Raw genomic sequence first — 25,723 nt, 5'->3', positions numbered from 1 at the left:
CATCGGGTGGTTCAGTCGTCGACTTACTCCGGTAACGTCCAGTCGGCCGTTGCAGTGACGGGCGCGAGCCACACTGGGGGAGGAAATGGTTACGAAACGATCCTCAGTGGATCCGATGGCAGTGCCGGGCCCGCCGAACGTCGCGGCCCGAGCAGCCGAAAGGCGGGGGTACGGGGTGCCGACGGAGCAGCACGACCGGCCCGGTCGGCCGACGACCGACCGGGATGGCGCAGGCGGCACGAAGCTGGCCGAGCGGCGGCAGCGACCCCGCTGGCGGCAGCGGCTGAGCACCACCCTCGACCTGATCCGGGCCAACCCGACCGGACGGGTCACCCTCAAGATCTTCATCGCCATCGCCGGCGCCCTCGTCGTCACCATCGGCATCGCCCTCATCCCGCTGCCCGGGCCGGGCTGGCTGCTGGTGATCGCCGGGCTCGGCATCTGGGCCGTTGAGTTCCACTGGGCCCGCCGGCTGCTCGGCTTCACCCGTCGCCACGTGCACAACTGGACCCAGTGGGTGAAGGACCGCTCACTGGCCGTACGCTTCGTGCTCGGCTCCGTCGGCCTGGCCTTCGTCGGCTCGGTGGTCTGGCTGTCACTGAAGTACAGCTTCGGCATCGACGTGGTCGCCGAGGCGCTGCACTACCTGGCGACGCACTGACCCGGACCGACCCGGCGCTCCGCCGGGTCGACCGATCGCGGCGCGGCGCGCGGACCCCGGATTTCCGGTCCGGTCCCTCGATCAGGTAGAGTCAGCGGCGCTGAGGGCGATTAGCTCAGCGGGAGAGCGCTTCGTTCACACCGAAGAGGTCACTGGTTCGATCCCAGTATCGCCCACCATCGAAATAACGCAGAAGAGCCACCCTCGGACGGGGGTGGCTCTTGCTGATTCTGTCGTTAGCCGTCGTTAGGCGTCAGCGGATCATAAGCAAACGCGTCGCGGATGCGTTGATCCCGCCCGTCGGCCGCGGCCGGTGTTCGTCGAGTACGCGTCGGAGGGCGAGCACGTGACGCCGCGCTTGGGCGGTGAGGTGGTCCAGGCAGCACGAAGTGGCCCCGCCCACCCGGAGGTGAGCAGGGCCGCTGGGTTGGTGGGCCAACAGGATGAGAGCCACCCAACCGTTCGCATGAGGGACGCCCGCGAGCCCCGCCGCTGGAGGTGACGGTTGGTCCAGCCCGCAGGCTGCGTCGGCGTTGGTCGTTACCCGACGCAGCTGCTACACGAAGCGTTCCCCGGAGCCGGGCGAGACTGCCCCCGAAGGCTCCTGATTTGGATACTCAGCGGGTGCAGTTGATCTGCGCCAGCACCGAGTAGAGGCCCGGCCACGGCTGCGTCGTGAAGCTTCCACCGTGGCTGCACTGCGTGTCCGGGTCGAAGCCGTCGGCGCTGGCAAGGGAGCGCGCAGCGTTGTTGGCGTTGGTCAGCGCCGTGAAGTAGTTGTTGTTCATTCCCCTGCCGTAAAAGGACTTGGTTTCGGCGGCGACCGCAGGCCCGGAGAGCAGGACGGACGCGGACACCGCCCCGACCAGCGCTGTGGCTGCGACGACCCGACGAAGTGCAGACATGCGAGCTCCACTCTGTTCGATCCGAATGCCGAGCCTGCCAGAGAAATTGACGTACATCAACTACAGCGCGAAACGGGCCCCCGGCCCTCCCGAAGGAGAGCGGGGAGGCTCGCACGTTGATCGGTGCTGACCGGGCGTTACCGGGTTACCGCGCGAGCGAGCCTATTGGCGGCCGAGCCAGCAGCCGGGGAGCGGCGGTGACATCGCAAAGGCTTCCGGCAGCGGCTCGGTCCACTACTGATCTACGGACCTGTTGAGGATGCGCGAAGGCGATTCGCCTCCGCGCATCCTTGCGTCGGCGGGGCGCCGTCAGGGGGCGGATGGCGTCATGATCGACAATCTGGTCAGGTTGGCAAGGTCGGCTGTTGGCGTAAGCTCCACCGTGGTCGCGCCTGCCGCCTTGTCCGCAGACGCTCGCCCGATCGTGACAGCGCCAACCTGATTGCTCTGCTGGGACGGATCCGGCATCAAGACACGGTTGGTCTGGTAAACCTCACCGTCTGCGGGAACGCCCTGCATGACCAGCTTTCCGCCGGTGCCCCGTACGGAACCCGGAACATTACTGATATTCGTGTACACCTGGCCGGCGAACCCGGTGCTGGTAACGAGGTCGACAGTGGCTTCGCCGCGGACGGTATCGACTGCCGTTACGCGTCCGACCAAACCTTCGGCGACGACTGCCAGTTGCCCTCGCCGGACTCCCTGATCCTTTGGGAACGCCACGATTATCTGTTGGCCGTTCCTGCCGACCACCTCAGCGGGTACGGCTCGCGCATCGCCGTCCACACCGTCCTCACCGGGCACCTCGAATACTCTCGTGAGGCTGGCGAACGGTCGCTTCGGCTTGATGAACCCCGCGATCGTCGTCGTCTGCGCGGTCGCAGCGAGCGGGAACCGTTTTACCACAAGACGACTCGTGGGTCCGTCCGGTTCTTGGATCATTTCATCATCGACTGCGGTACTCGACACCCGCACCGCTGTCACGCCCGGCATGGCGAGGGCAATGGCATAGGTACCCGCGGAGTCATCACTGACTTCGCCGACGGCTCCGGACAACCGTGGACTGACCAGACTTATCACCTGAGTCTTCACCGGGTCGGGCACCGGCCGATCAACCCGCATCCGCAAGGCGTCCGCCGCACCAAGATCACCGGTGAAAAACGCCAACCGCGCGTCGCCCTGCTTGTCGTATCCCTGCAGGACGACCACCGTCGAGCGCAGGCGTGGATGGCGCGTCGCGACAAGGGCCCGAACATCAGTGTGCGGGCCTGCCGAGTTGGTACGGTCCCAGACGCCGGTGGCCTCACGTACCAGGCCAGCGTCCACGTCTCCCACCGGGGACCACCCCAGAAACGGGCCATCCGGCAGCGGTGCAGCGAGTTGCGGTGTGGACCCGAATCCGACAACCCGAAACATCGTGACCAGCACCGCCACGCACACGGCAGTCGCGGCTCCGGCGGCGATACGCCGCCGCCCTCGACGCCGGTCCGCCCGCCGCATGATCTTGCCTTCATAGCCCTCGGTCGGTACCACCGACTCGGCCAGGTCTGCCAGGCCGTCACGCAACTTGGTCGTGTTATGCATAGCGCACCTCTTGATCAGCAGCAGCGTCGGCCTCAACCCACTGCCTACGCAGAGCCTGCAGACCCCTTGATGAAAGACTCTTGACCGTGCCAACCGAACAACCCAGTACGTGCGCCGTGTCCTGCTCGGACAGGTCCTCGTAGAAGCGCAGTACGACGGCAGCACGCTGTCGTGCTGGCAGCCCGTCCAACGCCCGGCGGAGCAGGTCCCGCTGTTCCACCCCCACGTACTCGTCGCGTGCCTGACTCTCCACCAGCCGACCCAAGGGCTGTTCCCACCAGGATCGGCGCCGCCTCCAGGTCACGAAGGTGTTGACTAGAATGCGCCGAACGTAGTGATCGACGCCTTCTGAGCGTTGCAGTCGAGGCCACGCCACAACCGTCTTGGCCAACGTCGTCTGGACCAGATCCTCGGCTTTCCCTTGGTCCCCGCACAGCAGGAAGGCGGTCCGGAGCAGCGATCCGTAGCGCGCCCGTACAAAGGCTGTCACCTCCCTATCCTCGCGATCATGCATCAGCCACCCGCGCCCTCAGTTCCAATCTCACGGCCACTACCTACGCTCTCGACCCCAGCAAACGTTGCCGTGACTCCGGAACTTCTTGATGATCGATTAACTCGACCCGCGGGTCGGTGAGAGTGGCGACCAGCCCGGCTTCTTCGGTCAGATCCCGGGCCCGCCGGGTCGGCCGCGGTCTTCGCGCCCGGCTCGATGTGGCCGTCGGGCAGCGCCCACCCGCCGCCGTCGCGGCGCTCGATCATGAGGTTCAAGCGGCGAGCTGGTCGCGCCGTGCCTGCAGTTGCTTGAGGGGCAGGGTGAGGTTCACCATGCGGATGCCCGTCGCCGGCTTCCAGGCTGAAGCCGTGCTCGTGCTCGAAGTCGGACCAGTCGACGTACCGCTCGACGTTCTCCTTGGGCCAGTAGGCGCCGGGCGCGTCGGCGAAGTCGTCAGCGGTGATGGTGGCGGTGAGCGCGTCGTGCAGCTCCCGCATCTGGTTGGGGTTGAGGTCGAAGTCCACCGTGTCGGCGCCGTCTCCGATCTCCAGGTTCCGCCCGCGCCGGAGGTCCGCACCGAGTCCAGGTACCGGACGTTATCGTCGTCACGGAGGTGCAGCGCCCCTCGGGCCGCCTCTCGGGCGCCGGTGGCGAAGCCCGACGGCTACGAGTGTCAGTGTTGCCGTCGGCGGCGGATCTTGATGTCGTCGAGGTCGGTCGAGACAGACTTGAGGTCGCGGTAGTCGGCACCGATTCCCGAGACGGCGGCTGCCGCGAGCGCTTCCGCCTTGCCAATCACGATTGCTTCTTCGTCCTCCCCGTTGGCCGAGACCAGGCAGCGGAAGGTGAAGGCGAGTAGGGACCGCTCGTAGGTCACGGTGCCTTCCTCGGTGAACTTCGCCCGAAACACGTCGTGTTCGTCAGCCTTGGCGAGCAGCGCGGCCCGCTGCTCGTCATCGAGTGGCGCGAACTTGCCACGCACGATGACCTGATATGTCTTTCGGGCCATCGCTGGGGGCCTCCGGTTTCGGCTGAGCATCACGACATCGGTCGGCGGCTGCGGCCGGAAGGGCTGCGGGCAGATCGCCGTCGCCATGCCCTGGCCGACCAGTGCGGCGGTGGCGACCCTACCCGGAGGAACACAGAAACGCATGGGCATTTCACAGCGGGTCAGAGACCGTCAGGGTTTCCGGGTGTAGCTGACGGTCGGCGCTTGCGTCCTGTCGCGCGCGCCGAGGACCTCGTTGACGAAGTCGTCCTTGTTGCGTGCGTAGGCCATGAGGTCAGCGCCGTGCGCGTGCGCGAGATCGCGCTTGAGGCGCTCGTACCGGGACCGGTAATCCGCCCGGCACCGCAGCGCATCGCGGAACGCGACTCGTCGCCGCCACAGCAGGGAGGTCGGCTCGGTGAGATGGAGTTGGTAGGTGCGCTCCCACCAGTTGTCGGTCTCCGGCTTGAAGAAGTAGTGCGCTTCCTCCGGACGGTGCATGCCGTTGCAGTAGCCGAGAGCGATGACCACCTCGATGGCGGCTACCGCCTCTGACAGACTGCGCACCGGCGCCATCATGTCGATGATCGGCTTTGCTGCCAGGCCGGGAACCGATGTGGAGCCGATGTGCTCGACTGGCCCGACCAGCCATTGCGCCAGAGCGGCTTCGAGGATGACCTGCTCCTGCTCGAACAGCACAGCCCATTGCGGGTCGTACGGGCTGAGGGTAACCGGTGCGCCGTCCACGAGAACTGCCTTCCAGTATGAAGTACGGGTCGGGCGTTGCCTCTCATCGTCCCCTTCTCTTCATCGATCCCTTCTCGAGGGATCTACTCACCGCGGATCTGCACATCATGGTGCAGTACGGCATCGAGGAAGCGTCGGGCGGCGGCGGGGATCCGGATGCCGAGGATGCACCCCACATGCTGCGGCACACGTTCGTGACGACGACGCTCGACGCCGGCGTCAGCCTCCGCGACGTGCAGATCGCCGCCCGCCACACCGACCCGAGAACCACCATGCGCTACGACCGAGCACGCAAGGACCTCGACCGCCACCCCAACTACATCCTCGCCGCGTACATGGCCTCCGGGGCATAGCCAGCGCTCACGGCTCTGCCGAGTTGTGTGCATTTGATCAAGCCAGAATGCGGTAGACGGCAACGATCGGATGTTGTCAGAAGTGGGGACATGGGCGAGCCGGCCTATGTCCCCACTTCTGATTCCCGCTGTATGCGTATGTGGCGTGGTAACGGCTGTGACTCCCACCGCTGGGAGTGCAAATCAGTTCATCGAGTCCCTCATCATCACGACAAAAGTGAATCCGGCGCTCGTCGGACGGCGCAGGGAAATGCCACACTTGACCCGGCGCAGTACCTCGTTTCTGCTGAGGCCGAGCCCTTGCGCGATGAGCCGCTCCGGGCGGACCGGCACCGGATCCTCGAAGTCGACCTCCACTTGCAGTGGCCACGCCTCGTCGAGCGGTGCCGGCGGAGTGTCCAGGTGCCAGGCCCCCTGCCAGTCCAGGGCGTACCGGTTGCGCCGGGCGAGCAGCGGATCCAGCAGCGTGGCCGCCACAAGCTCCGGATCGTTGGCGTGGTAGCCGTCGAGTAACGCCGGATCGAAGGATCTGACCGACGCTCGCTCGTGCACGGTGAGCTTGCTCGTCCGATTGCAGGACACGCAACGGACCAGCAGCCACACGTCCAGCAGCTTGCCGTTGGCGTTGACGCGGAACCTGCCCTCGCCGGTGGTGGCCGACTCCGACCGGCAGTCCACGCACCGCAACGACAGCAGAGGCAGCCTGGTCCGGCGAACGATCCAGGGCAGCACAGTATGAGGTTGTGAAGACATGATGATCTCTCTAAAGACCTGACACGAGGCCGATTGCGCGCGGCCTCAAACGCTGCATGAACGGGCGCACGCGGGCAGCCCGGCAGAACCGACGGGAGGGTCGGCCTGTAGATGCACGGAAGAAGGCGTCAGGTCTAAAGAGCGGGCGGGGTCACGCGGTTTGTCCTCTGTCCTCGCTGCGACGGGGCATCGGCAACCTACGGGAACGCGGAAGGAGGGCTCAAACGGTTTTCCGGCTCGAAAGTGATCCGCCTGCGGGGGGCACGTCGGGATCTCGTTGGACCAGGAGTGTGCCTTGCTCACGGTGGCGGAAAGCGGCGACAGCGAAGCCGTGACCGAGGTCGTCGAGGAGCGTTTCCGCGGACAGCTCGAAGGCCAGGTCGGCTGCCCGCCCATGCTGCGATCAGCGCGCTGAGGCGTCGCAGATCAGTCGACGGACGACTGTCACACGATCAGTCGACGGAGGACACGGCCGGCTGCCGACGGTCTTGAAGAACGTTCTGTATGTCTAAAGGCGGCCCGCAACGGGCCGCGCCCGCCGCCGCCTGGGCGCGCGCCGGCCGCGCCGCGCCTGACCAGCGCGGCGCCGGGGAAGGTGCGCGCCGGGACCGCGCGGCAAGGCCCGAGCATGGGGGCGGTGTCCGCCGAGGGGCGCGGTCCGTGACACGGGAGCCGACTCAGTCTGTTCCGGCAGCGGCCGTACGAGCAGTCGAGGCCCGCTTGATGTGGCGGGACGAGCAGCCGGCCTGCTTCCTTGAAGGGCGGGTCGGTGGTCGAGACGAAGCTGCCTACTTCACCGTCTTTATCGGCTCACCGGTCAAGGCGCTGTAGCTGACAGCAACCAAAATCATCACGCCGGCCACTGCGAAAGCTACGCCTATCACCCGTTCCAGCAGGATGAAGCGCGCTAGACGCTCCTCGTGCGGGACGTCGGGTAGCGAGCGCCACGGTGGGACTCGCCGTAGCACGCTCGCCGTGGACATCGATCGCCGAATATGCCACTCCGTCACCCCGCGAAAGTTGGTGGCCAGGGCGACGCCTAGGAGGCTCACAGCCGGGCCGATGATGACAGCCGCCAGGACACGCCAGGTCTCCATCTGACCCCTCTCGGTGTGTGACGGCGGGCGCGGGCAGCGCGGGACGCCTGTGGACTCCGGTGGGCCGTTCGAACAGCTCAGCCCTGCTGATGACACAGCTCAACGACGGCCGGTGCTTCCTAGCGACGAAGCAGTCACGAGAGTTTATGCGAAGCAGGGCCGACGGCCCGATCGCATTGCGGTCCCGCCCATCACCCTGTGGACGCCCCTGCGGCCTGCCGGCCGGTTGTCTCCTGTTGCTGTCGGCCGCGTCGGTGACAGCAGCCAGCCGGGACGAGGGCAGCCGCTGGCGACCGAGTGCGAACCATCGCCCTGAGGGTGCGTACGCGGATGGACGTTGCCGCACGGAGCGCACAGGACCTACATGCGAGGAGCAATCGTCAAATCCTGTGGTTGACCCAGGCTGCGTGTAGCCATTGATCGAGGGCTGCGAAGTCGTCGTCGGTGAGGCCCCGCGATGCCACGACGTGATGGAGGAGGGCTCGGCCGGGATGGTGCGCGGACACCCAGTCCCGATCGGCGTCGCTGATCTCGTCGTCGACCCAGGCGAACGGGCGTCCCTCCGCCCACGCCACCACGGTCCGGGTCTTCCAGTGAAGTCCGAACCACTGGTCCTCGCGTTCGTGCTCGTCGGAGGCCTCCGGCCAGCGTACGACTGGTAGGCGCGGCAACCCGATCCGGGGCGCGATCTCGGTGTTCGCCTCCTCTTCCCAGGTCGTGGCCCAGACCAACGCACATGGCAGCGCCGCCAGACGATGCCCGACCTGTGGGTCGAGCCGCGACAGATGCGAGGTCGACACGTCACCTGACAGTTCGCGCTGCGGGCCGTCCCCGAACGGCAGGAGCGGCCCATCGACATCGAGGAACAGCAGTGGACTCTCCGCAGGGTCGGTCATGCCGCAGCGAACTGTTCGCGCTCGACGAGCACGCCCTTGTCGGATCGGGACCCGGCGCGCACGAGAGCGACCTGGTGAGGGGCGTTGGCCGCGCGCCAGCGTTTCTGGGCGGATTCGATGAGCTCGAACGTCATCGCAAGGGCGGCTGCGCGGGATCCGGCACCGCGTGACCTTGGTGCGCAGCCGCACGCCGATGGGGTGTCGGCAGAGGGGGAGGGAGTCCCGGCCGTCACCACGCCGATCATGTCACCGCAGTTCACGCGACTGTCCGTCCATTTCCGCATCGACGTTTGATCCCTTCCGATAACCAGTGCAGGAACGAGCAGCCCAAGGTCCGCATTCAGCGCCTCGTGTGAGGCCAGCAGTACAGCAGGGAAGTGCCGCAGCCGTGCCAGCCGACCCGGCCCGAGACGAGCTTCAGCAGGCTGGATGACCTCGGACGGGGGCGCCGCGCGAGACCAGCCCTGTGGCGTACGAGTGCCGCAGGTGCGCTACGGGCTGGTGGACCGTGAAGACGGCGCCATGAGATTTACGCCCTTGATTGACTTGTCGCAAGGCTTGACGCGGCAAGCCGCGCCGCCGGCGAGTACGCCGCCGTCATCGCCAGCGTCGGCATCGACACCAACGAGGCCATCCGCATCGTCCAGGCGGCGCTGACCAAGGGCATCGCAGCAGCTCCCGCCACCGGGGAGCCGAAGGAGGCATGACGTGGCCGTACCCGACAGCCTTCCCGAGCGCATCTTCGTGCTGGCCTACGACCCGGACAAAGGCGGCGTCGGCCTGGGTACCAACCTGGGCGCCATGCTCCGTGCCGCGGCCCTCGCCGACCTCCACCGGGGCGGCCACCTCACCGACGCATGTGGCCGCGTCGCCATCGACGTTCGGCACCCCTGCCGCGATCCCGTCCTCGACGCGCTCCTCGAAGAGATCGCCGGCTCCAAGCCGCACACATGGCAGTCCTGGATCGGCCACAGGCAGGGCACCACCGTCCGAGCGGTACGCCAGCAGCTCAGCGACGGCGGTTGGGTCCACCTCCAACCCGCAAGATTCTCGGGCTGTTCCCCACCACCAGGGTGCCCCTCCGCGACCCCCGCGTCCGCACGGAACTCCTCGACCTGGTCAACGCCGCCCTGCACCAACCCGTCGGCAGCATCGACTCCGCCGACGCCGCACTCGTGGCCATCGTTGCCGCCGGCGACCTGACGCTCGTCCTCGACCGTGGGACCAGACGCGCCAACAAGCAGCGCATCCAGGAACTCACCAAGCTCAGCGGACCGATCGGCCCCGCCCTGCGCAAATCGATCCAGGCCGCCGCGGTCGGTGAGGTCTAGTCGTCACCGGGATGAGGGGATCGACAGGACCGACAGGCTCGACATCGACAGGCTGTCGAAACGCCACGGCGAGGTGGAACTGTCTCCAGCGGCCACCTGACGCGCGAGGTGGTACGGCGAGGAGAACGCGCCGTCCGATCGCCGCCAGACGGCGGGTCTCCTGTCGGCCAGGCTGCTGTCATGAACAACGCACTTGACGGCAAGGTGGCTCTGGTTACTGGTGGTGGTCGCGGCATCGGCGCTGCGGTGGCGCTGCGCCTGGCGGAGGACGGCGCCGATGTGGCGTTGACGTTCCAGCAGAATCAGCAGCGCGCCGATGACGTGGTGGACCAGATCAAGGCTGCGGGACGGCGGGCCATCGCCGTACAGGCGGACAGCGCCGACCCGGCGGCCGTGGTCGGCGCGGTCGACCGGGTCGCCGGCGAGCTGGGCCGGTTGGACATCCTGGTCAACAACGCCGGCGCGTTCCTGCTCGGACCGCTGGAGCAACTGAAGCTGGAGGAGTTCGAACAGACCGTCGCGGTCAACGTCCGGGCACCGTTCGTCGCCTCCCAGGCTGCGGTGCGACACATGTCGGCCGGTGGGCGGATCATCAACATCGGCAGCAACGTGGCAGAGCGGGCTGTCTTTCCGGGCTTCGCGCTGTATGCGATGAGCAAGACCGCCCTGATCGGCCTGACCAAAGCACTCGGACGCGAACTCGGCGGCAGAGCGATCACCGTGAATCTGGTGAATCCAGGGGCCACGGACACGGAGCTGAACCCGGCCGACGGCCCCAATGCCGACACGATCAACGGGTACACCGCCCTCGGCCACTACGCGGACCCGGCCGATGTGGCAGCAGCGGTGGCGTTCCTCGCCGGCGCCGGCGGGCGCTACGTCACCGGGGCGACGATCAACGTGGACGGCGGCTTCACCATCTGATCGCCGCCGTCCCGGCCACCCTTGCACGCGGCTACGGCCCGTTCCTCCGCCGGGAACGGGCCGTAGCCATTGCCAGGCACTCAGCATCCGGGCCGGACCACCTCGATCCGGCACGTCCGGATGCCGTACACCGGTGGGCCGATCAGCGTGCGCCGGATCTGCGTCTCGCGCCGGCATGCCGCAGGGCGGCTCAGGCCACGAGCAGGCGGAGGCCGAGCTCTGCCGTGTCGAGGGCGAGGAGGTCGCGGTTGCGCTCGGCCCACCGGCCTGAGGCGAGGTCTTCGCGGAGATTGCGGACTGCCCGTTGCTCAGCCTGCGGTCCGACCCTGGTCCACACCGAGACCGCGCGGCGGACATGTTCGTCGAGGTACGCCTCGGGCCGGCGCCAGTGTGCCTCGAAGAAGCCGTCGGTGCAGTCCCACGGGACGAGCAACGGCTCCGCGCGTCCTCCGATCGCGCTGGTCAGGTCGGCCAGTGAGGGCCAGCCGACAAGAAGGTTCGCGAACTCGGGCAGGTAGTCACGGGTGAGCCAGAACCGTTCACGCCAGCCGGTGTCATCGGCGTCGTACGTGAACACCACCACGCGGCGCGCCACCCGCCGCATCTCACGCAGCCCGGCGACGGGGTCCGGCCAGTGGTGGACGGTGCTGACGGCCATCGCGGCGTCGAAGGACTGGTCCTCGAACGGCAGATTCTCCGCATGGGCGGCCACGCACGGCGCCGCACCCACGGGACGCTGCGCCCGCATGACCGCCGACGGCTCCACCGCCGTGACGTCCCGGTCGGGTGGTTCGTAGGAGCCGGTGCCAGCCCCGACGTTCAGCACCGTTCGTGCGTCCCCCAGCGCATCCCAGATGCGTGCGGCGATCCGTGGCTCGGTGCGTCGCGTCGCCGGGTAGGCAGATCCGATGGCGTCGTACAACTGTGCCCCGAACACCTTCAGTTGCTCCTCCGGCGTCGTCCTGATCCCCATCGCCCGTGCCTCCAGTTCCCTGTCTATGGCCGTCACCATGGCGGCAGCACGGTCGCGCTGGTCCATCAGCAGGCCACGCAGCCGGCACAGGTGCGCGACCGCGTCGGTGGCCGGGTCGTCGACCAGAGCCGCGATCTCCCGCAGCCCGAAGCCGAGCCGCCGGTAGGCGAGCACCTCCCGCAGCCGCTCCACATCGCCCGCCGAGTAGGCCCGGTGCCCGGCCGTGGTCCGCGTGGACGGCTCCAGGAGGCCGATCTCGTCGTAGTGATGCAGGGTGCGGACGCTGACCCCGGCCAACTCCGCCACGCGCCCCACCGTCAGGTGCTCCGCCACGCCCCCGACTATGTGGCATGACGTCGCGTGAGGAGCAAGCGCTTCGCCGCCGGCGCGTGGCGGGCGGCGACTCGGACGTCGCGGCCACCGCCATATCCGGAACGACCGCCACCATCTCGACGACCTCGCCCCGCAACGTGCTGTTCTGCCTCGGTGGTGAGTCCCGAAGGGATCGCGGAAATTCGCGGCGTCCTTGCCCAACTGTTGGGCCAAGATGGAGGGCTTGTGTCCGCCGCCATGACGCGGCACGGCGCAGTCCGTTCGGTCTGAGGAGGCCCTCTCTTGTTCAAACTTCCATCGATGCGCGTGCTGCGGGAGCGCGACTTCCGGCTGCTGCTCGGCGGGCGCATCACCTCGCAGCTCGGCAACCAGATCACCGTCGTGGCCCTGGCCTTCGGGGTGCTCGACCTGACTGGTTCCGCCTCCGACCTGGGACTCGTGCTCGCCGTGGAGGCGTTCTCCCTGGCGCTGTTTCTCGTGATCGGCGGCGCGGTCGCGGACCGGATGTCCCGGCGTCGGCTCATGATCACCGCCGACCTGGTGCGGTTCGCGTCGCAGGGCGTGATGGCGGCGCTGCTGATCTCCGGCCACGCCAGGATCTGGCACCTCCTGCTGTTGCAGGTGGTGTCCGGAATCGCCTCGGCGTTCTTCATCCCGGCCGTCAGCGCCCTGCAACCGGAGACGGTGCCGGCGGAGCACCACCGGGAGGCCAACGGGCTGCGAGGGCTGATGATCGCGGCTGCGGGGGTGGTGGGGCCGGCTCTGGGCGGGCTGCTGGTGGTGGCGGTCGGCGCCGGTTACGCGCTGGCGCTGGACTCGCTCTCCTTCCTGCTCAGCGCCGTGCTGATCAGCGCGATCCGGGTCGGCTCCGCGCCCGTCGCCAACTCGGGCAAGAGCGTGCTGCGTGACGTTCGGGACGGCTGGCAGGACTTCCGGTCGCGCAGGTGGCTCTGGCCGGTGACCCTCCAGAGCGCGCTCGTGCGGATGCTCGGCCTGGCGCCGTTCATGGTGCTCGGCCCACTGATCGCGAAGGACGAGCTCGGCGGGCCGGCCAGCTGGGGCCTCATCCTGGGCGCGATCAGCCTCGGGGCGTTCGTCGGTGGATTCGTCGCCATGTCGGCCCACCCCCGGCGGCCGTTGATCCCGGCGGTGGCCGGCGCGTTCCTCTTCGTACCCATGCTCCTGCTGCTCTCCGTCGCGGCTTCCCCGGTCGCCATCGCCGCGGTCGCGTTCCTCGGCGGGATCGCCCAGTCCGTCTTCTGGACGTACTGGCAGACGGCCATGCACGAGAACGTCCCGCCGGAGACCCTGTCGCGGATCAGCTCGTACGACTGGCTGGGCGCCTACACCTTCGAACCGATCGGGTACGCCCTGGCCGGTCCGGCGAGCGCCCTGATCGGGGCCAGCGCGACGCTGGTCGCCGGGGCCGGCGCCGTCGCGGTCGGCACGGCAGCGACGCTCGCGGTGCCGGAGGTACGCCGGCTGCGGGCGCGGTCGGCGAGCACGGAGGACCCGCAGCCAGCCAGCGCGACGGGCGGATCCGCCGAACCAGCGCCGGACCCGGCGCGGGCACAGGGTCCTCCTGCACCGTAGGCCCACCGGTGACCAGCGGAGCCCGGCACACGGACGCAGCGTCCACGATGCCACAGCGGATGGGTGGTCTCGACCATGCTCTTTGCTGATCAGGTGGCTCACCCGCGCTTCCCTCGTAGGCTGAGCCGCACAGTTCGGGGAGGAGGCTGAGGTGACGGAGACGACCGTGGCCGAGGTGATGGCCGAGTTGGCCGCACTCGAGGACCCGAAGGCGCGCGAGGTGAACAGGAGACACGGTGACGACCATGGTGTGCACCTCGGCAAGCTGCGCGCGCTCGCGAAGCGGCTCAGGACGCAGCAGGAACTCGCGTGCCGGCTCTGGGCGACGGACGACACCGCGGCGCGGCTGCTGGCGATCCTGATCTGCCGCCCGAAGGCGTTCGGGCGTGACGAGTTGGACGTTATGTTGCGTGGGGCGCGCACACCCAAGGTGCACGACTGGCTCGTGAACTACGTGGTGAAGAAGAACCCGCACTCCGAAGAGCTGCGCCTGGCGTGGTCCGCCGATCCCGATCCAGTGGTGGCGAGTGCCGGCTGGGCCCTGACCGCCGAACGCGTGACGAAGAGGCCCGAGGGCCTCGACCTCGAAGGACTGCTCGACGTCATCGAGGCGGAGATGAGAGACGCGCCGGATCGCCTGCAGTGGGCGATGAACGAGTGCCTGGCTCGGATCGGGATCGAGCACGCCGGGCACCGCGCCCGCGCGATCGAGATCGGTGAGCGCCTGGGGGTGCTCAAGGACTACCCGACCTCCCCGGGCTGTACGTCTCCGTTCGCGCCCATCTGGATCACCGAGATGGTGCGCCGGCAGCAGGGCAGCTCGTGAGGAACCGGTGACGAGCGCAGCGTACTGACGGGCAGATCCCGTCGGCCTGGGAACAACAAAGGCCGCGCGTGCGGGGCCGGAGAACAACAAAGGCAAGGAGGAGAACTCCTTGCCACCATTAACATATACCGCACCCCAGGGCTTGCGGCAAGACCCCCGTCGTGGCGCAGAATCGTCGGCCGAGCGCGGGAATCGGCACACCATGGGGGATTCATGTTCGATGTGATCATTGTTGGCGGCGGTCCGACCGGCATGATGCTGGCGAGTGAATTGCGTCTTCGGGGCGTCCACGTGCTCGTGGTCGAGAAGGACGCCGAGCCGCCGCCGTTCGTGCGGTCGCTCGGGCTGCACGTGCGCAGTATCGAGGTGATGGATCAGCGGGGGCTGTTGGAGCGGTTCCTCGAAAACGGCAGGCAGTATCCGCTCAGGGGATTCTTCGCGGGCATCGAAAAGCCCGACCCGTCCGGGCTGGACACCGCCCACGGATACGTGCTCGGCATTCCGCAGACGCTCACCGATCGACTGCTCGCCGAGCACGCGGTCGAAGTCGGGGCCGAGATCCGGCGCGGTTGTGCGGTGGTCGGGTTGGCGCAGGACGACGACGGCGTGACCGTACACCTTGGAAGTGGAACCGCGACCGCGTTGCGGGCGCGGTTCGTCGTCGGCTGCGACGGTGGGCGCAGCACCGTTCGGAAACTGCTCGGGGTCGGATTCCCCGGCGAGCCGTCGAAGATCGACACCCTGCTGGGCGAGATGGAGGTGACGGCGTCCCCGGATCACCTCACCGAGGTGATGACCGAGGTACGCAGGACCGAGAAGCGGTTCGGGATCGGGCCGTCGGGCAAGCCGGGCGTGTTCCGGGCGGTCGTACCGGCGGAGGGCGTGGTCGAGGATCGTTCGGTGCCGCCGACGTTCGAGGAGTTCAAGCGACAGCTACGCAGGTACGCCGGCACCGACTTCGGCGCGCACTCCCCGCGCTGGCTGTCGCGCTTCGGCGACGCGACCCGCCAGGCCGAGCGCTACCGGGTCGGCCGGGTGTTCCTGGCCGGGGACGCCGCGCACGTCCACCCGCCCATGGGCGGGCAGGGACTCAACCTCGGCATCCAGGACTCGTTCAACCTGGGGTGGAAGCTGGCGGCGGCCGTCAACGGCTGGGCGCCGGACGACCTGCTGGACAGTTACGGGTCCGAGCGGCATCCGGTGGCCGCCGACGTGCTGGACAACACCCGCGCACAGATGCAGCTGACGACCAACGAACCCGGACCGCAGGCGGTTCGGCGGTTGTTGGCGCAGCTCATGAACTTCAACGACGTCAACCGGTTCCTGATCGAGAAGATCACGGCGATCGACATCCGGTACGACTTCGGTGCGGGCCACGACCTGCTCGGGCGGCGGCTGCGCGACGTCGGGCTGAATCACGGGCGCCTGTTCGAGCTGTTGCGCACCGGCAACGGGCTGCTGCTCGACCAGACGGGGCGGCTTTCGGTGGACGGCTGGGCCGACCGGGTCGACCACGTCGCCGACGGCAGCGACGAGTGGGACGTGCCGGCCGTACTGCTCCGGCCGGACGGGCACGTCGCGTGGGTCGGCGAGGAGCAGCAGACGCTCGACGTCGCGCTCGCCAGGTGGTTCGGCGCCGCGGGAACTCCCACGGCCGGGTGAGGGCGGCAGGCACGTCGAAGGTGGACAACGGCGATCACCGTACGGGGATAGGGTTCTCGCGACCGGCCCTCACGATCGGACACTCGGATGACGTTCTCCAGGACGACGGCCACGCCGCGGTGCGACCGCCGATGATCGACCCGCGACAGGCCCACGACGTGGCCCACGCGATCGCCACGGCGGCCCTGGGCCGGGACCCCGGCCCCATGATCGTCGGCGACAGCCTCTCGCACCACGTCTACCTGGGGGCGGACGTCGTCGTGAAGGTCATCGAGGCCGACCGCCACTCGCGGCTGGACCGGGAGATCGCCCTCGCGCCCCACCTGCCCGCCGGCATCACGGCGCCGCTGCTCGACAGCGGGCGCTACGAGCTGGAGACCCACGAGGTCCGCTACGCCTGCTACGCCCGTGCGCCCGGGGCGACGCCCGGCATGGACATGCCCGGCGTGGACGAGGTGACCGCGCGCCTGCTGGCGGCGGAGGCGGTGCAGCGGCTGCACGCCCTGCACCGCTGGACGCCTGCGGCCCCCGCCCGGCAGACGCTGGCAGAGACGCTCGACCACGGCGGGTTCGTCAGCAAGGCCGCGCTCTTCGCCGAGGTGGAGAGCCTCGGCGCCCTGAACCGGGACGGGATCATCCCTCGCCGGGTGCTCGACGGTCTGGCGGCGATAGCGGAGGGCGCGCCGGCGCAGGCGAGCGTGGCCGTCCCGGTCCACGCGGACTGCCACTGGGGAAACTGGCTCGCTCGCGACCGCAGTGTGACGGCGCTGCTGGACTTCGAGTGGGCGCGCTTCGGCGAACCGATGGATGACTGGTTCTTCCTGGTCCGGTTCAGCGGCCCGCACATGGAGGCCGTCCTCGACGTCGTCGCCGACGAGACGGGGACGTCCCCGGCCACCCTGCGCCGGGAGTGCGAGGTGCGCGAGGCGAGCTACCTCGCCGCGGACCTCCGCGTCTCGCTCCAACGCCCGGACATCCCCGCGCAGACGGTTGCCGAGAACGTCCGTGACCTCGAGGAACTCGTTCTCGAGAACCCCTGGTGGCGCCACGCCCCGTGACGCCGGCTGCGGCGTGAGCGGGTGTCGGCGCGGCCTGCGGCAGACGGCGCGTGCGCGTTCCGCGCCGCCGGGCGGGCCGCGTCCCCGTGCCAATCGCCGGGGTCGGCCTCGCGCGAGGTTTGCGGCGTCGACGGCCGGGGCACGTGGCGCATGCGCGGCTGTCGATCGATGGCCGGGATGCGAACGGGGGACGGAATGGACAGACTGGTCAGGGTCGGTATGGCGGCGACGCTCGCCGTGGCGGCCGGGGTGGCGGCGCCGGCGCGCGCTGGGGCGGCGGGCGCAGGGGCCTTCGCGCCCGCGCGGTACCTCGCGACGGGGTCGACCGGGACCAACGCGGTCGCGGTCGCCGACGTCACCGGCGACGGGCGGCGTGACATCGTCGTCGGGGTGGACGCCGCCGCCGGCACGCAGACGAGTTCGGTGCTGGTCTTCGCCCAGCAGGCCGACCACGGGTACGGCGCTCCCACGAGGATCCCCGCGCACGGCGGCTACAACAGCGACGTACGGCTGGCGGTCGCCGACATCGACGGCGACGGGCGTACGGACGTGGCGATGTCCTCGTCCGCCGGCGTCGACGTGTTGTTCCAGCGGGGCGGGCGGCTCGCCGCGCCGGTGCTGGTGGCCGGTGGCGCCGAGGACGTCGCGATCGCGGACGTGACCGGTGACGGGCGCCCGGACCTGGTCGTCGGTGCGAAGCAGGGCGAGGTGAGGATCCACGCGCAGAGCGCGACGCACACGTTCCCGACGCACACGACGGTCACCGGGCCGTTCACGGCCGGTGCGCCGGCGAACCAGGTCTTCGTGGCCGACCTCGACGGGGATGCCCGGGTCGACCTCGCGCAGTTCTACGGCCACGGCACGTGGGTGCGGCTGCGCCGCGCGGACGGTTCCTACGGGCCGGCGACGACCTACCGGACGCCGGCGGACGGTAACGGCCACCGCCGGGTCAGCCTCGGCGCGGCGGTCGGTGACGTGACCGGCGACGGCCGGGCCGACCTGGTGACCAGCGTCCAGGGCAACACCCCGGACGCCGCCGTCCAGGTGTTCGCGCAGGGCGTCGGTGGGCTCGCCGCGACGCCGACCAGGTATCCCGCCTACGACTGCGCCGCCGGTCTCGTGATCGGCGACCTGACCGGCGACAACCGGAACGACCTGGTCGTCGCGCACGCCAACTGGTTGGCGGTGAGCGTCCATCTGCAGGGACCGACCGGAACCCTCGGCGGGTACGCGACGAACAGCGTCGACGGGGTCGGGTCCCAGGAGGACGCCCTGGCCGTCGGCGACGTCACCGGGGACGGGAAGCCGGACGTGGTCGCCGTCGCGTACGACAAGGTGGCCATCCTGCGGCAGCTCTGACGCCCCGGCGGCGTGTCGCCCACGGGGCGGTGTTCGGGCGCCCGTGTGCGATCATGATCCACAACGGAAGACAGTCGACTGTGGATTGGGCCTTGGTGACCATGAAGAGAGTGTTCTCGACCCTGATGGCACTGGTGACCGTCGCGTCGGTCATGACGGTCGGCGCACCCGCCGCCCAGGCGGCCGGCTCCTGCTCGGGCACGATCATCTACAGCCAGGTGCAGTCCTCGGGCTACGGCGAACTGGTGATCTACTACAACAGCAGCAACGGGGGCACCAACAGCGCGTGCTTCTACCACCGGGGCGCGGCCTACGGGAAGTCGGCACCCACCTTCGTGCAGATCTACCGCTGCGCCGAGCGTTCCGGTGAGGGCGCGCACTGCACCCGCTCGGGTAGCGCGGACACCGACTCCGGTGACTTCAGCTACCACGCCGGCCCGGTCGGCGTCACCGGCACGGCGTCCTACTGCGTAGAGGCGGTCGGCTACATCGGCTGGGCGGGCGCGCGCCACCAGATCTACAGCCGCCGGCAGGGCTGCTGACGCATCGCCCCTGCCCGGCTGGCCCGCGGACCGCGTGCCGGCTACGGCCCAGGGGGCACTCCCGAGACGGGGGTGCCCCCTTTCGCCGTTCCCGGCAGCCTCGCGTGGCTAGCCGCGCCTGTCCCACCGGTCGGCGTCGGGGAGGGCCAGCAGTTGCACGAGGTCGCGCAGCTCGGCGGACGCGTCGTGTTCCCGCAGCGCGGCCGGCGCGTGCCGCAGCACCCACATCGACAGCGCGAGGCACGCCGTGTCCTCCTCGTCCCGCCAGCTCGACCAGGGCAGGCGGTCGACGACCAGGTCGTACGACCACTCGTCCGCCGCCGCGACCAGTCGTCGCCGAGCCGTCGGGTCGGCCAGCAGCCGCGCCCAGGTGTCCAGCCACGGGGCGAGCTGTCCGCTGACCTCGGCGACGAAGGCCAGGGCCTCGTGGGCGGGGACGCTCGCCCCGGGATCCACCAGCGTGTGCTGCCACCAGGCCGCCAGGAACTCCCGTGCCGCGTCGCGTTGCGCGGCGGGCCAGTCCTGCCAGCGGCCCTTGACGAACAGGCGGGCCAGGGGGTCCATTCCGGCCGAAGAGGGGGAGCCTAGACCGCGTCGCGGGCGGGTCGTACGCCAGCCTGGCAGGCCCCTTGCCGGCAAGGATTGAATGATGGTTCAATCCTTGCGTGGTCTACCGGAGCACCGAACGCGTGAAGGCCCGGCTCAGCGCGTCCCGGGAGCGGATCATCACCGCCGCGCTGGAGATCATGGCCGAGCACGGGTACGCCGGCTGCTCGGTCGCCGCCGTCGCCGAGCGGGCCGGGATGGCGACCGGCAGCGTCTACCGGCACTTCCCCACGAAGGCCGCCCTGGTCGCCGAGGTGTTCCGCGTGGCCTCGCAGCGCGAGGTGGACGCGGTGGCGCGCGCGGCGGCGCTGGAGGGCACCGTCGCCGAGCGGGTCACCGCCGTCATCGAGACGTTCTCCGGCCGGGCGCTGCGGTCGCCACGGTTGGCGTACGCGCTGCTCGCCGAGCCGGCCGACCCGGCGGTCGACGCCGAGCGGCTCGTCTTCCGCCGCGCGTACGCCGCGCTGATCGCCGGTCACGTCGCCCAGGGGGTGGCGAGCGGCGAACTTCCCCCGCAGGATCCCGAGCTGACCGCCACCGCGCTGGTCGGCGCCCTGGCCGAGGCGATGGTCGGCCCCCTGGCCGCCGGGGTCGCCGGGCCGCGCACCATCGAGCACCTGACCGCCTTCCTCCACCGCGCGCTGGGAGTGTCGCCGTGACGACGCACGAGGTCCTCAACCAGGTTCCACCGCTGGTCGGTCACGACACGGCCGACGACGCGGCGCTGCTCGACGGGCTCGAACGCGAGGGCGCCGGCTGGGCCGCCGCCGAGCTGCACGAGCTCGGCCGCCTCGGCGGCGGCGAGCAGGCGATCGAGCACGGGCGGCTGGCGAACGAGCACCCGCCGGTCCTGCGCACCCACGACCGGCACGGCCACCGCGTCGACGAGGTGGAGTTCCATCCGGCCTGGCACGAGTTGATGCGTACCGCGGTCACGCACGGCCTGCACGCCGCGCCGTGGGCGGACGACCGGCCGGGCGCGCACGTGGCCCGCGCGGCCAAGTTCTACACCTGGCGTCCCGACGCCGGCCACGGCTGCCCGATCTCGATGACCTATGCCGCCGTGCCGGCGCTGCGGCACGCCCCGGAGCTGGCCGCGCGCTACGAGCCGCTGCTCACCGCCACGTCGTACGACTTCGGGCTGCGTCCGCCGCTGGCCAAGCGGGGACTGCTGGCCGGCATGTCGATGACGGAGAAGCAGGGCGGCTCGGACGTACGCGCCAACACCACCACCGCCCGCCCCGAGCCGGACGGCACCTACCGCCTGCTCGGGCACAAGTGGTTCACGTCGGCGCCGATGTGCGACCTCTTCCTCACCCTCGCCCAGGCGCCGGGCGGGCTCACCTGCTTCCTCGTGCCGCGCGTCCTGCCCGACGGCACGCGCAACCCGATGCGGCTGATGCGCCTCAAGGACAAGCTCGGCAACCGCTCCAACGCCTCCGCCGAGGTCGAGTACGAGCACGCGGTCGCCTGGCGGGTCGGCGACGAGGGCCGTGGCGTGCGCACCATCATCGACATGGTCAACCTGACCCGCCTCGACTGCGTCATCGGCGCGGCGGCCGGCATGCGCCAGGGCGTGACCACCGCCGCCCACCACGCCACCCACCGGCAGGCCTTCGGCCGGTACCTCGTCGAGGCGCCCCTGATGCGCAACGTGCTCGCCGACCTCGCGGTCGAGTCCGAGGCCGCCACCGTCCTGATGATGCGCCTCGCCGGGGCCACCGACCGGTCCGCGCGCGGCGACGCTGGCGAGACCGCGTTCAAGCGGCTCGCCCTCGCCGTCGGCAAGTACTGGGTCTGCAAGCGCTGGCCGGCGCACGCGGCCGAGGCCCTCGAATGCCTGGGCGGCAACGGCTACGTCGAGGAGTCGGGCATGCCGAGGCTCTTCCGCGAGTCCCCGCTGAACTCGATCTGGGAGGGCTCCGGCAACGTCGCCGCGCTGGACGTGCTGCGCGCCCTCACCAGGGAACCGGAGGTCATGGCGGCGTTCCAGGCCGAGGTCACCGCCGCGGCCGGCGCCGACGCCCGGCTCGACGCCGCCGTACGCCGGGTGCAGGCCGAGCTGTCCGACCACGACGACGTCGAGCTGCGGGCCCGCCGGGTCGTCGAGCGGCTCGCCCTGGTCCTGCAGGGCTCGCTGCTGGTGCGGCACGGCCACCCCGCCGTCGCCGACGCCTTCTGCGCCTCCCGGCTCGGCGGCGACCACGGCCAGGCGTACGGCACGCTGCCCCGCGGCGTCGACTTCGCCGCGATCATCTCCCGCGCCGTACCCAAGGTGGGCTGACCGCCGGCGGCGGGGCCGACCGGGCCCCGACTTCGCGCGCGAGCGCCCCTTGCGGCGGTCGACCCGCCCGCCGACGTGGCGTCGCCCACTCTCCGGCGGTCGGAAATCGTACGCCGATCGTCGGTGCCGCTCGTTAGTCTGCCTGCGGACAGTGTCAGTACGTGACAGGTCGAGGCACGGCTCGCGCCGGCCACCACGGGGACCCAGGAGATTTAGTGACACAGCAATCCATCGCGACCTCGGACAAACTCGACGCCTCGGTGCTCAAGGTCGCCGGGGTCGTCGTCCTCGGCGCGATCATGTCGATCCTCGACGTGACGGTCGTCACCGTCGCCCTGCCGACCTTCCAGCGCGAGTTCAACGCGTCGTACGCCGAGGTCGCCTGGACCATGACGGCCTACACGCTCGCGCTGGCCACGGTGATCCCGCTCAGCGGCTGGGCCGCCGACCGGTTCGGCACCAAGCGGCTCTACATGATCGCCATCGCGCTGTTCACGATCGGGTCCGGGCTGTGCGCCAACGCCGACACGATCGGGCAGCTCATCGGCTACCGCGTGCTCCAGGGCCTCGGCGGCGGCATGCTCCTGCCGCTGGGCATGACGATCATGACCAGGGCGGCCGGGCCGCACCGGATCGGCCGGCTGATGGCCGTTCTGGGCATCCCGATGCTGCTCGGTCCCATCGGAGGCCCGATCCTCGGCGGCTGGCTGATCGACGTCGCGAGCTGGCACTGGATCTTCCTGATCAACCTGCCGATCGGCGCCCTGGCACTCGTCTACGCCGCACTGGCGCTGCCGAAGGACAACCCCGAGCCGTCCGAGTCGTTCGACTTCCTCGGCATGCTGATGCTCTCGCCGGGGCTCGCCCTCTTCCTCTACGGCGTCTCCTCGCTGCCCGAGACCGGCACGTTCGCCGACACCGGGGTGTGGGCGCCCATGGTGGTCGGCGGCGCGCTCCTCGTCGCCTTCGTCCTCTACTCCTTCAGGACCCGGCACCCCCTGCTCGACCTGCGGCTGTTCGCCAACCGCAACCTCACCGTCGCGGCGGTGACCATGTTCGTGTTCATCATCGCGTTCATGGGCGCCGGCCTGCTGTTCCCGAGCTACTTCCTGCAGATCCGCGGCGAGACGACGCTGGCCGCCGGCCTGCTGATGGCGCCGCAGGGCATCGGCGCGATGGTGACCATGCCGGTGGCCGGGATGCTGGCCGACCGGGTCCCCGTCGGCCGCACCGTGCCGTTCGCGCTGGCACTCATCGCCCTCGGGTTCTTCACCTTCACCCAGGTCGACCCGCAGACCTCGTACGTCCTGCTCTGCGGGTCGCTGTTCGTCATGGGCCTGGGCATGGGCGGCACCATGATGCCGATCATGACCTCGGCGCTGAAGACCCTCAAGGCGCACGACGTGGCCCGTGGCTCCACCCTGGTCAACATCCTCCAGCAGATCGGCGGGTCCGTGGGCGCCGCCATGATGTCGGTGATCCTCACCAGCGAGCTGAACGGCTCCCGGCCGATCCCCGGGGCGACCGACCCGAGCGGGGAGCCGTTGACGGAGGCCGGCCTCGCCATCGCCGTCCAGCAGCAGCCGGAGCTGGCCGAGCAGTTCCCGGTGGACCCCTCGCTCATCCAGCGTGGCCTCGACTTCGCCGCCAGTTCCTTCGCCACCACGTTCTGGGTCGCGTTCGCGCTGGTGCTGCTCACGTTCGTCCCGGTGGCGTTCCTGCCGCGCCGGCGCGAGCCGTCGCACCTGCTCGACGGCCAGCAGGAGGGGCAGCCGAAGGCTCCCGTCATCATCCACTGACGCGACGCTCCGGCCCCCGGGACGCCCCCGGGGGCCGGAGCGCCCGTCGGTCAGCGCTGCCGTGGCGCGGGGGCGGGCTCGTCGTGGGCGCCGTGGTAGCCGGCGGCCTGGAGGGCGAACAGTTCGGCGTACCGGCCGCCGGCGGCGACGAGTTCGGCGTGACTGCCGGCCTCGACCAGCGCGCCGTCGTGCAGGACGAAGATCCGGTCGGCGTGCCGGACGTTGGCCAGCCGGTGGGTGATGAGGATGGTGGTCGCCCGACCCTGCCGGTCCCGGATGGCCTGGAACAGGGCGTCCTCGGCGCGCGGGTCGAGGGCGGAGGACGGCTCGTCCATGACGAGCAGCTCGGCGTCGCGGAGGAAGCCGCGGGCCGCCGTGATGCGCTGCCACTGGCCGCCGGAGAGGTCCTGGCCCCTGGCGAACGTCCGGTCGAGCAGCGTCTCGTACCCGTCGGGGAGTTCCTGGATCATGTCGTGTGCGACGGCACGGGCGGCGGCGGCCTCGATCCGGTCCTGCCGTGCCTCGCTCTCGACGTCGCCGACGGCGATGTTCGTCGCGGCCGTGAACGGCCACTTGTGGTATTCCTGCGTGACCACCGCGATGCGGGCCCGCAACCGGTCGAGGTCCCACTCGGGCAGGGGTCGCCCGTTCCAGCAGATGACGCCCTCGGTGGGCGCGCGCAGGGTGGCGATCATCGCGGCGAGGGTGGTCTTGCCCGAGCCGTTCTCGCCCACGAACGCCACCGTCTGCCCCGCCGTGATCGTCAGCGTCACGCGGTCCACGGCGGGGACGTCCCGGTCGGGGTAGCGCAGGCTGACCTCCCGCACGGCCAGCTCACGCAGCGGGCCGGGATCCGTGCCCGCGGCGCCCGGCGCCGGGTCGTGCAGGTAGTCGGCGGCGCGGGTCATGAACCCGGTGTAGTCGCCGAAGTGCTGGCCCTCGGTGTAGACGCGGTCGACCTGGAAGGTGGTGACGGCCAGCGAACGCTGCGCGGCCTGCACCGCGACCACGCAGGTCGCCGCCGCCGCGAGCGGGATCTGACCGTCGACGAGCAGCAGCCCGAGCAGGAGGTAGACCACGGCGGTGGCGATTCCGCCGATCACCGCCCCGACCGTGGTGGTCGTGGTGACCCGGCGGGCGAGGGCCAGCTCGATGTCGGTCTCGACCTCCATCACCCGGTCGTACTGGTCCAGCAGGAAGCGGCGCAGCCCGTAGGAGCGCAGCTCCGGCGCCGAGTCCCGCTCGGCCATCAGCCGGTGCAGCAGCCACAGCCGCCGTCGCCGCACCGAGCCGGCCGTGTAGGTCCGGTAGCGCAGGTGCCCGGCCCGCAGCGACGCCCAGGCCTTGGGCAGCGTCGCGACCAGCAGCGCCAGCAGCAGCAGTGGGTGGATGACGACGACGGCGACTGCCACGGCGAGCAGGCCGGCCAGCCCGGCGAGCAGGTTCATCGACGACTCCACCAGGTCGACCGTCGACTCGGTGCCCCGGGAGGCGCGCTCCATGTCGTCGGCGAACGCGTCGGCGTCGAACGCCTCCAGGCGTACCGCCGTGGACATCTCGAACAGGCCGCGTTCCACCTCCCGGCTCACCCGCGGGGTGAGCCCGTTCTGCGCGTACCCGGTGGCGATGCCCATGCCGGCGCGCAGCGCGGTCGCCCCCGCCAGCACGGCGAGCGCGGGCGTCGCGGCGACCACCTTCTCCGTGGTCGGGCCCCCGGCGAACAGCTCGACGAGCACCCGCTGGGTGGCCAGCAGCCCGAAGGCGGCCATCGCCCCGCCGCCGACCGTGGCAGCGGCCACCACCGAGGTCCGGAGCCGGTCGGCCCGCCAGCTGGTCCGGACCGCCGTCCAGACCAGCCGGGGCAGTTCGGCGAAGACGGTGAACAGGCCGGCTTCGGACCGCGCCTGCATCCCGGTCTCCCAGTACATCGTCCGCAGCTCCGGCAGGACCGACTGC

Annotated in this window: 24 protein-coding genes, 1 tRNA gene and 2 pseudogenes; 14 read left to right on the top strand and 13 right to left on the bottom strand. The window is 70.1% G+C overall.

Features of this window, described 5'->3' with window-relative positions; genetic code table 11:
* The first annotated feature begins 115 nt into the window (after positions 1-115).
* Both ACLQ20_RS24250 and ACLQ20_RS24245 read left to right on the top strand, forming a co-directional pair.
* The gene (locus ACLQ20_RS24250) at positions 116-661 is read left to right on the top strand and encodes a TIGR02611 family protein (RefSeq protein WP_425857780.1); all 546 of its coding nucleotides are present in this window, start codon (positions 116-118) and stop codon (positions 659-661) included.
* Between the two features lie 104 nt (positions 662-765).
* Positions 766-840, top strand: a tRNA-Val gene (locus ACLQ20_RS24245).
* Positions 841-1,278: 438 nt separating this feature from the next.
* Here ACLQ20_RS24245 and ACLQ20_RS24240 read toward each other — a convergent pair.
* From ACLQ20_RS24240 to ACLQ20_RS24215, 6 genes are all read right to left on the bottom strand, one after another.
* On the bottom strand, positions 1,279-1,566 hold the full coding sequence (locus tag ACLQ20_RS24240) for a hypothetical protein (protein WP_151453051.1): 288 nt from the start codon (positions 1,564-1,566) through the stop codon (positions 1,279-1,281).
* 309 nt (positions 1,567-1,875) lie between these two features.
* A complete protein-coding gene (locus ACLQ20_RS24235) occupies positions 1,876-3,150 on the bottom strand; it encodes a rod shape-determining protein MreC (RefSeq protein ID WP_425857755.1) in 1,275 nt (424 codons plus the stop codon).
* Positions 3,143-3,664 carry a SigE family RNA polymerase sigma factor gene (locus ACLQ20_RS24230; protein WP_358122831.1) on the bottom strand — a complete coding sequence of 174 codons (522 nt, stop codon included), beginning with the start codon at positions 3,662-3,664 and terminating at the stop codon, positions 3,143-3,145. The genes ACLQ20_RS24235 and ACLQ20_RS24230 overlap by 8 nt, the downstream gene beginning before the upstream one ends.
* On the bottom strand, positions 3,664-4,167 hold the full coding sequence (locus tag ACLQ20_RS24225; RefSeq protein ID WP_358122833.1) for a hypothetical protein: 504 nt from the start codon (positions 4,165-4,167) through the stop codon (positions 3,664-3,666). Before ACLQ20_RS24225 ends, ACLQ20_RS24230 begins: the two co-directional genes overlap by 1 nt.
* A 149-nt stretch (positions 4,168-4,316) precedes the next feature.
* Positions 4,317-4,652 carry a DUF6204 family protein gene (locus tag ACLQ20_RS24220; protein WP_225851970.1) on the bottom strand — a complete coding sequence of 112 codons (336 nt, stop codon included), beginning with the start codon at positions 4,650-4,652 and terminating at the stop codon, positions 4,317-4,319.
* A 171-nt stretch (positions 4,653-4,823) separates the two neighbouring features.
* Complete coding sequence (locus tag ACLQ20_RS24215) at positions 4,824-5,378, bottom strand: GrpB family protein (protein ID WP_425857754.1); 555 nt, start codon at positions 5,376-5,378, stop codon at positions 4,824-4,826.
* Positions 5,379-5,395: 17 nt separating this feature from the next.
* Between ACLQ20_RS24215 and ACLQ20_RS24210 the strand changes: the two genes are divergently transcribed.
* Positions 5,396-5,731: a site-specific integrase gene (locus tag ACLQ20_RS24210; protein ID WP_327030996.1), complete on the top strand. Its 336-nt coding sequence runs from the start codon at positions 5,396-5,398 to the stop codon at positions 5,729-5,731.
* A gap of 183 nt (positions 5,732-5,914) precedes the next feature.
* On the opposite strand, the gene ACLQ20_RS24205 is transcribed toward ACLQ20_RS24210, so the two are convergent.
* From ACLQ20_RS24205 to ACLQ20_RS24190, 4 genes and pseudogenes are all read right to left on the bottom strand, one after another.
* Positions 5,915-6,463, bottom strand: a complete 549-nt coding sequence (locus ACLQ20_RS24205; RefSeq protein WP_327030997.1) for a DUF1062 domain-containing protein — start codon at positions 6,461-6,463, stop codon at positions 5,915-5,917.
* An 809-nt stretch (positions 6,464-7,272) separates the two neighbouring features.
* Positions 7,273-7,581, bottom strand: a complete 309-nt coding sequence (locus ACLQ20_RS24200) for a hypothetical protein (RefSeq protein WP_151453059.1) — start codon at positions 7,579-7,581, stop codon at positions 7,273-7,275.
* 380 nt (positions 7,582-7,961) lie between these two features.
* The gene (locus ACLQ20_RS24195) at positions 7,962-8,477 is read right to left on the bottom strand and encodes an HAD domain-containing protein (RefSeq protein WP_425857753.1); all 516 of its coding nucleotides are present in this window, start codon (positions 8,475-8,477) and stop codon (positions 7,962-7,964) included.
* A pseudogene (locus ACLQ20_RS24190) lies at positions 8,474-8,666 on the bottom strand (IS256 family transposase); the annotation flags it as partial. The gene ACLQ20_RS24195 and the pseudogene ACLQ20_RS24190, both read right to left, overlap by 4 nt.
* Before the next feature lie 519 nt (positions 8,667-9,185).
* On the opposite strand from ACLQ20_RS24190, the pseudogene ACLQ20_RS24185 reads away from it, so the two are divergent.
* Positions 9,186-9,808 (top strand): annotated as a pseudogene (locus ACLQ20_RS24185) (GOLPH3/VPS74 family protein).
* 180 nt (positions 9,809-9,988) lie between these two features.
* Complete coding sequence (locus ACLQ20_RS24180; protein ID WP_151453062.1) at positions 9,989-10,732, top strand: SDR family NAD(P)-dependent oxidoreductase; 744 nt, start codon at positions 9,989-9,991, stop codon at positions 10,730-10,732.
* A gap of 190 nt (positions 10,733-10,922) precedes the next feature.
* On the opposite strand, the gene ACLQ20_RS24175 is transcribed toward ACLQ20_RS24180, so the two are convergent.
* Positions 10,923-12,038 (bottom strand): MerR family transcriptional regulator, encoded by a 1,116-nt coding sequence (locus tag ACLQ20_RS24175; RefSeq protein ID WP_425857752.1) that lies wholly within the window; start codon positions 12,036-12,038, stop codon positions 10,923-10,925.
* A gap of 282 nt (positions 12,039-12,320) precedes the next feature.
* On the opposite strand from ACLQ20_RS24175, the gene ACLQ20_RS24170 reads away from it, so the two are divergent.
* From ACLQ20_RS24170 to ACLQ20_RS24145, 6 genes are all read left to right on the top strand, one after another.
* Positions 12,321-13,631 (top strand): MFS transporter, encoded by a 1,311-nt coding sequence (locus ACLQ20_RS24170; RefSeq protein WP_425857751.1) that lies wholly within the window; start codon positions 12,321-12,323, stop codon positions 13,629-13,631.
* A 178-nt stretch (positions 13,632-13,809) separates the two neighbouring features.
* Positions 13,810-14,457 (top strand): DNA alkylation repair protein, encoded by a 648-nt coding sequence (locus ACLQ20_RS24165; RefSeq protein ID WP_425857779.1) that lies wholly within the window; start codon positions 13,810-13,812, stop codon positions 14,455-14,457.
* A 213-nt stretch (positions 14,458-14,670) separates the two neighbouring features.
* Positions 14,671-16,119: a rifampin monooxygenase gene (gene rox, locus ACLQ20_RS24160; RefSeq protein WP_425857750.1), complete on the top strand. Its 1,449-nt coding sequence runs from the start codon at positions 14,671-14,673 to the stop codon at positions 16,117-16,119.
* 131 nt (positions 16,120-16,250) lie between these two features.
* Positions 16,251-17,177, top strand: a complete 927-nt coding sequence (locus ACLQ20_RS24155; protein ID WP_151453066.1) for a phosphotransferase — start codon at positions 16,251-16,253, stop codon at positions 17,175-17,177.
* Positions 17,178-17,372: 195 nt separating this feature from the next.
* Positions 17,373-18,536: an FG-GAP repeat domain-containing protein gene (locus tag ACLQ20_RS24150; RefSeq protein ID WP_425857749.1), complete on the top strand. Its 1,164-nt coding sequence runs from the start codon at positions 17,373-17,375 to the stop codon at positions 18,534-18,536.
* A 101-nt stretch (positions 18,537-18,637) separates the two neighbouring features.
* On the top strand, positions 18,638-19,078 hold the full coding sequence (locus ACLQ20_RS24145; RefSeq protein ID WP_151453079.1) for a hypothetical protein: 441 nt from the start codon (positions 18,638-18,640) through the stop codon (positions 19,076-19,078).
* A gap of 108 nt (positions 19,079-19,186) precedes the next feature.
* Here the strand turns inward: ACLQ20_RS24145 and ACLQ20_RS24140 are convergent, their stop codons facing one another.
* Entirely contained in the window at positions 19,187-19,642 is a 456-nt protein-coding gene (locus tag ACLQ20_RS24140; protein WP_425857748.1) for a hypothetical protein, read from the bottom strand.
* Between the two features lie 101 nt (positions 19,643-19,743).
* Between ACLQ20_RS24140 and ACLQ20_RS24135 the strand changes: the two genes are divergently transcribed.
* The 3 genes from ACLQ20_RS24135 to ACLQ20_RS24125 all read left to right on the top strand — a co-directional run bounded on the left by ACLQ20_RS24135 (position 19,744) and on the right by ACLQ20_RS24125 (position 23,767).
* Positions 19,744-20,343: a TetR/AcrR family transcriptional regulator gene (locus ACLQ20_RS24135; protein WP_425857747.1), complete on the top strand. Its 600-nt coding sequence runs from the start codon at positions 19,744-19,746 to the stop codon at positions 20,341-20,343.
* Positions 20,340-21,968 carry an isovaleryl-CoA dehydrogenase gene (locus tag ACLQ20_RS24130; protein ID WP_151453070.1) on the top strand — a complete coding sequence of 543 codons (1,629 nt, stop codon included), beginning with the start codon at positions 20,340-20,342 and terminating at the stop codon, positions 21,966-21,968. Before ACLQ20_RS24135 ends, ACLQ20_RS24130 begins: the two co-directional genes overlap by 4 nt.
* 215 nt (positions 21,969-22,183) lie before the next feature.
* The gene (locus tag ACLQ20_RS24125) at positions 22,184-23,767 is read left to right on the top strand and encodes a DHA2 family efflux MFS transporter permease subunit (RefSeq protein ID WP_151453071.1); all 1,584 of its coding nucleotides are present in this window, start codon (positions 22,184-22,186) and stop codon (positions 23,765-23,767) included.
* Positions 23,768-23,817: 50 nt separating this feature from the next.
* Here the strand turns inward: ACLQ20_RS24125 and ACLQ20_RS24120 are convergent, their stop codons facing one another.
* Positions 23,818-25,695 carry an ATP-binding cassette domain-containing protein gene (locus ACLQ20_RS24120; RefSeq protein ID WP_358119173.1) on the bottom strand — a complete coding sequence of 626 codons (1,878 nt, stop codon included), beginning with the start codon at positions 25,693-25,695 and terminating at the stop codon, positions 23,818-23,820.
* Between the last annotated feature and the right edge of the window lie 28 nt (positions 25,696-25,723).

The sequence above is a fragment of the Micromonospora sp. DT46 genome (assembly GCF_049841735.1).
Classification (GTDB): domain Bacteria; phylum Actinomycetota; class Actinomycetes; order Mycobacteriales; family Micromonosporaceae; genus Micromonospora; species Micromonospora reichwaldensis.
Note: the sequence above shows the minus strand (reverse complement) of the source record. Positions and strands in the feature narration are given on the sequence as shown.

Bases quoted from the DNA above. Each gene is read 5' to 3' on its own strand.
- ACLQ20_RS24250 (WP_425857780.1), top strand. From the start codon at position 116: ATGGCAGTGCCGGGCCCGCCGAACGTCGCGGCCCGAGCAGCCGAAAGG.
- ACLQ20_RS24240 (WP_151453051.1), bottom strand. From the start codon at position 1,566: ATGTCTGCACTTCGTCGGGTCGTCGCAGCCACAGCGCTGGTCGGGGCG.
- ACLQ20_RS24235 (WP_425857755.1), bottom strand. From the start codon at position 3,150: ATGCATAACACGACCAAGTTGCGTGACGGCCTGGCAGACCTGGCCGAG.
- ACLQ20_RS24230 (WP_358122831.1), bottom strand. From the start codon at position 3,664: ATGCATGATCGCGAGGATAGGGAGGTGACAGCCTTTGTACGGGCGCGC.
- ACLQ20_RS24220 (WP_225851970.1), bottom strand. From the start codon at position 4,652: ATGGCCCGAAAGACATATCAGGTCATCGTGCGTGGCAAGTTCGCGCCA.
- ACLQ20_RS24210 (WP_327030996.1), top strand. From the start codon at position 5,396: ATGAAGTACGGGTCGGGCGTTGCCTCTCATCGTCCCCTTCTCTTCATC.
- ACLQ20_RS24200 (WP_151453059.1), bottom strand. From the start codon at position 7,581: ATGGAGACCTGGCGTGTCCTGGCGGCTGTCATCATCGGCCCGGCTGTG.
- ACLQ20_RS24195 (WP_425857753.1), bottom strand. From the start codon at position 8,477: ATGACCGACCCTGCGGAGAGTCCACTGCTGTTCCTCGATGTCGATGGG.
- ACLQ20_RS24180 (WP_151453062.1), top strand. From the start codon at position 9,989: ATGAACAACGCACTTGACGGCAAGGTGGCTCTGGTTACTGGTGGTGGT.
- ACLQ20_RS24165 (WP_425857779.1), top strand. From the start codon at position 13,810: ATGGCCGAGTTGGCCGCACTCGAGGACCCGAAGGCGCGCGAGGTGAAC.
- rox (WP_425857750.1), top strand. From the start codon at position 14,671: ATGTTCGATGTGATCATTGTTGGCGGCGGTCCGACCGGCATGATGCTG.
- ACLQ20_RS24155 (WP_151453066.1), top strand. From the start codon at position 16,251: ATGATCGACCCGCGACAGGCCCACGACGTGGCCCACGCGATCGCCACG.
- ACLQ20_RS24150 (WP_425857749.1), top strand. From the start codon at position 17,373: ATGGACAGACTGGTCAGGGTCGGTATGGCGGCGACGCTCGCCGTGGCG.
- ACLQ20_RS24145 (WP_151453079.1), top strand. From the start codon at position 18,638: ATGAAGAGAGTGTTCTCGACCCTGATGGCACTGGTGACCGTCGCGTCG.
- ACLQ20_RS24140 (WP_425857748.1), bottom strand. From the start codon at position 19,642: ATGGACCCCCTGGCCCGCCTGTTCGTCAAGGGCCGCTGGCAGGACTGG.
- ACLQ20_RS24120 (WP_358119173.1), bottom strand. From the start codon at position 25,695: ATGTACTGGGAGACCGGGATGCAGGCGCGGTCCGAAGCCGGCCTGTTC.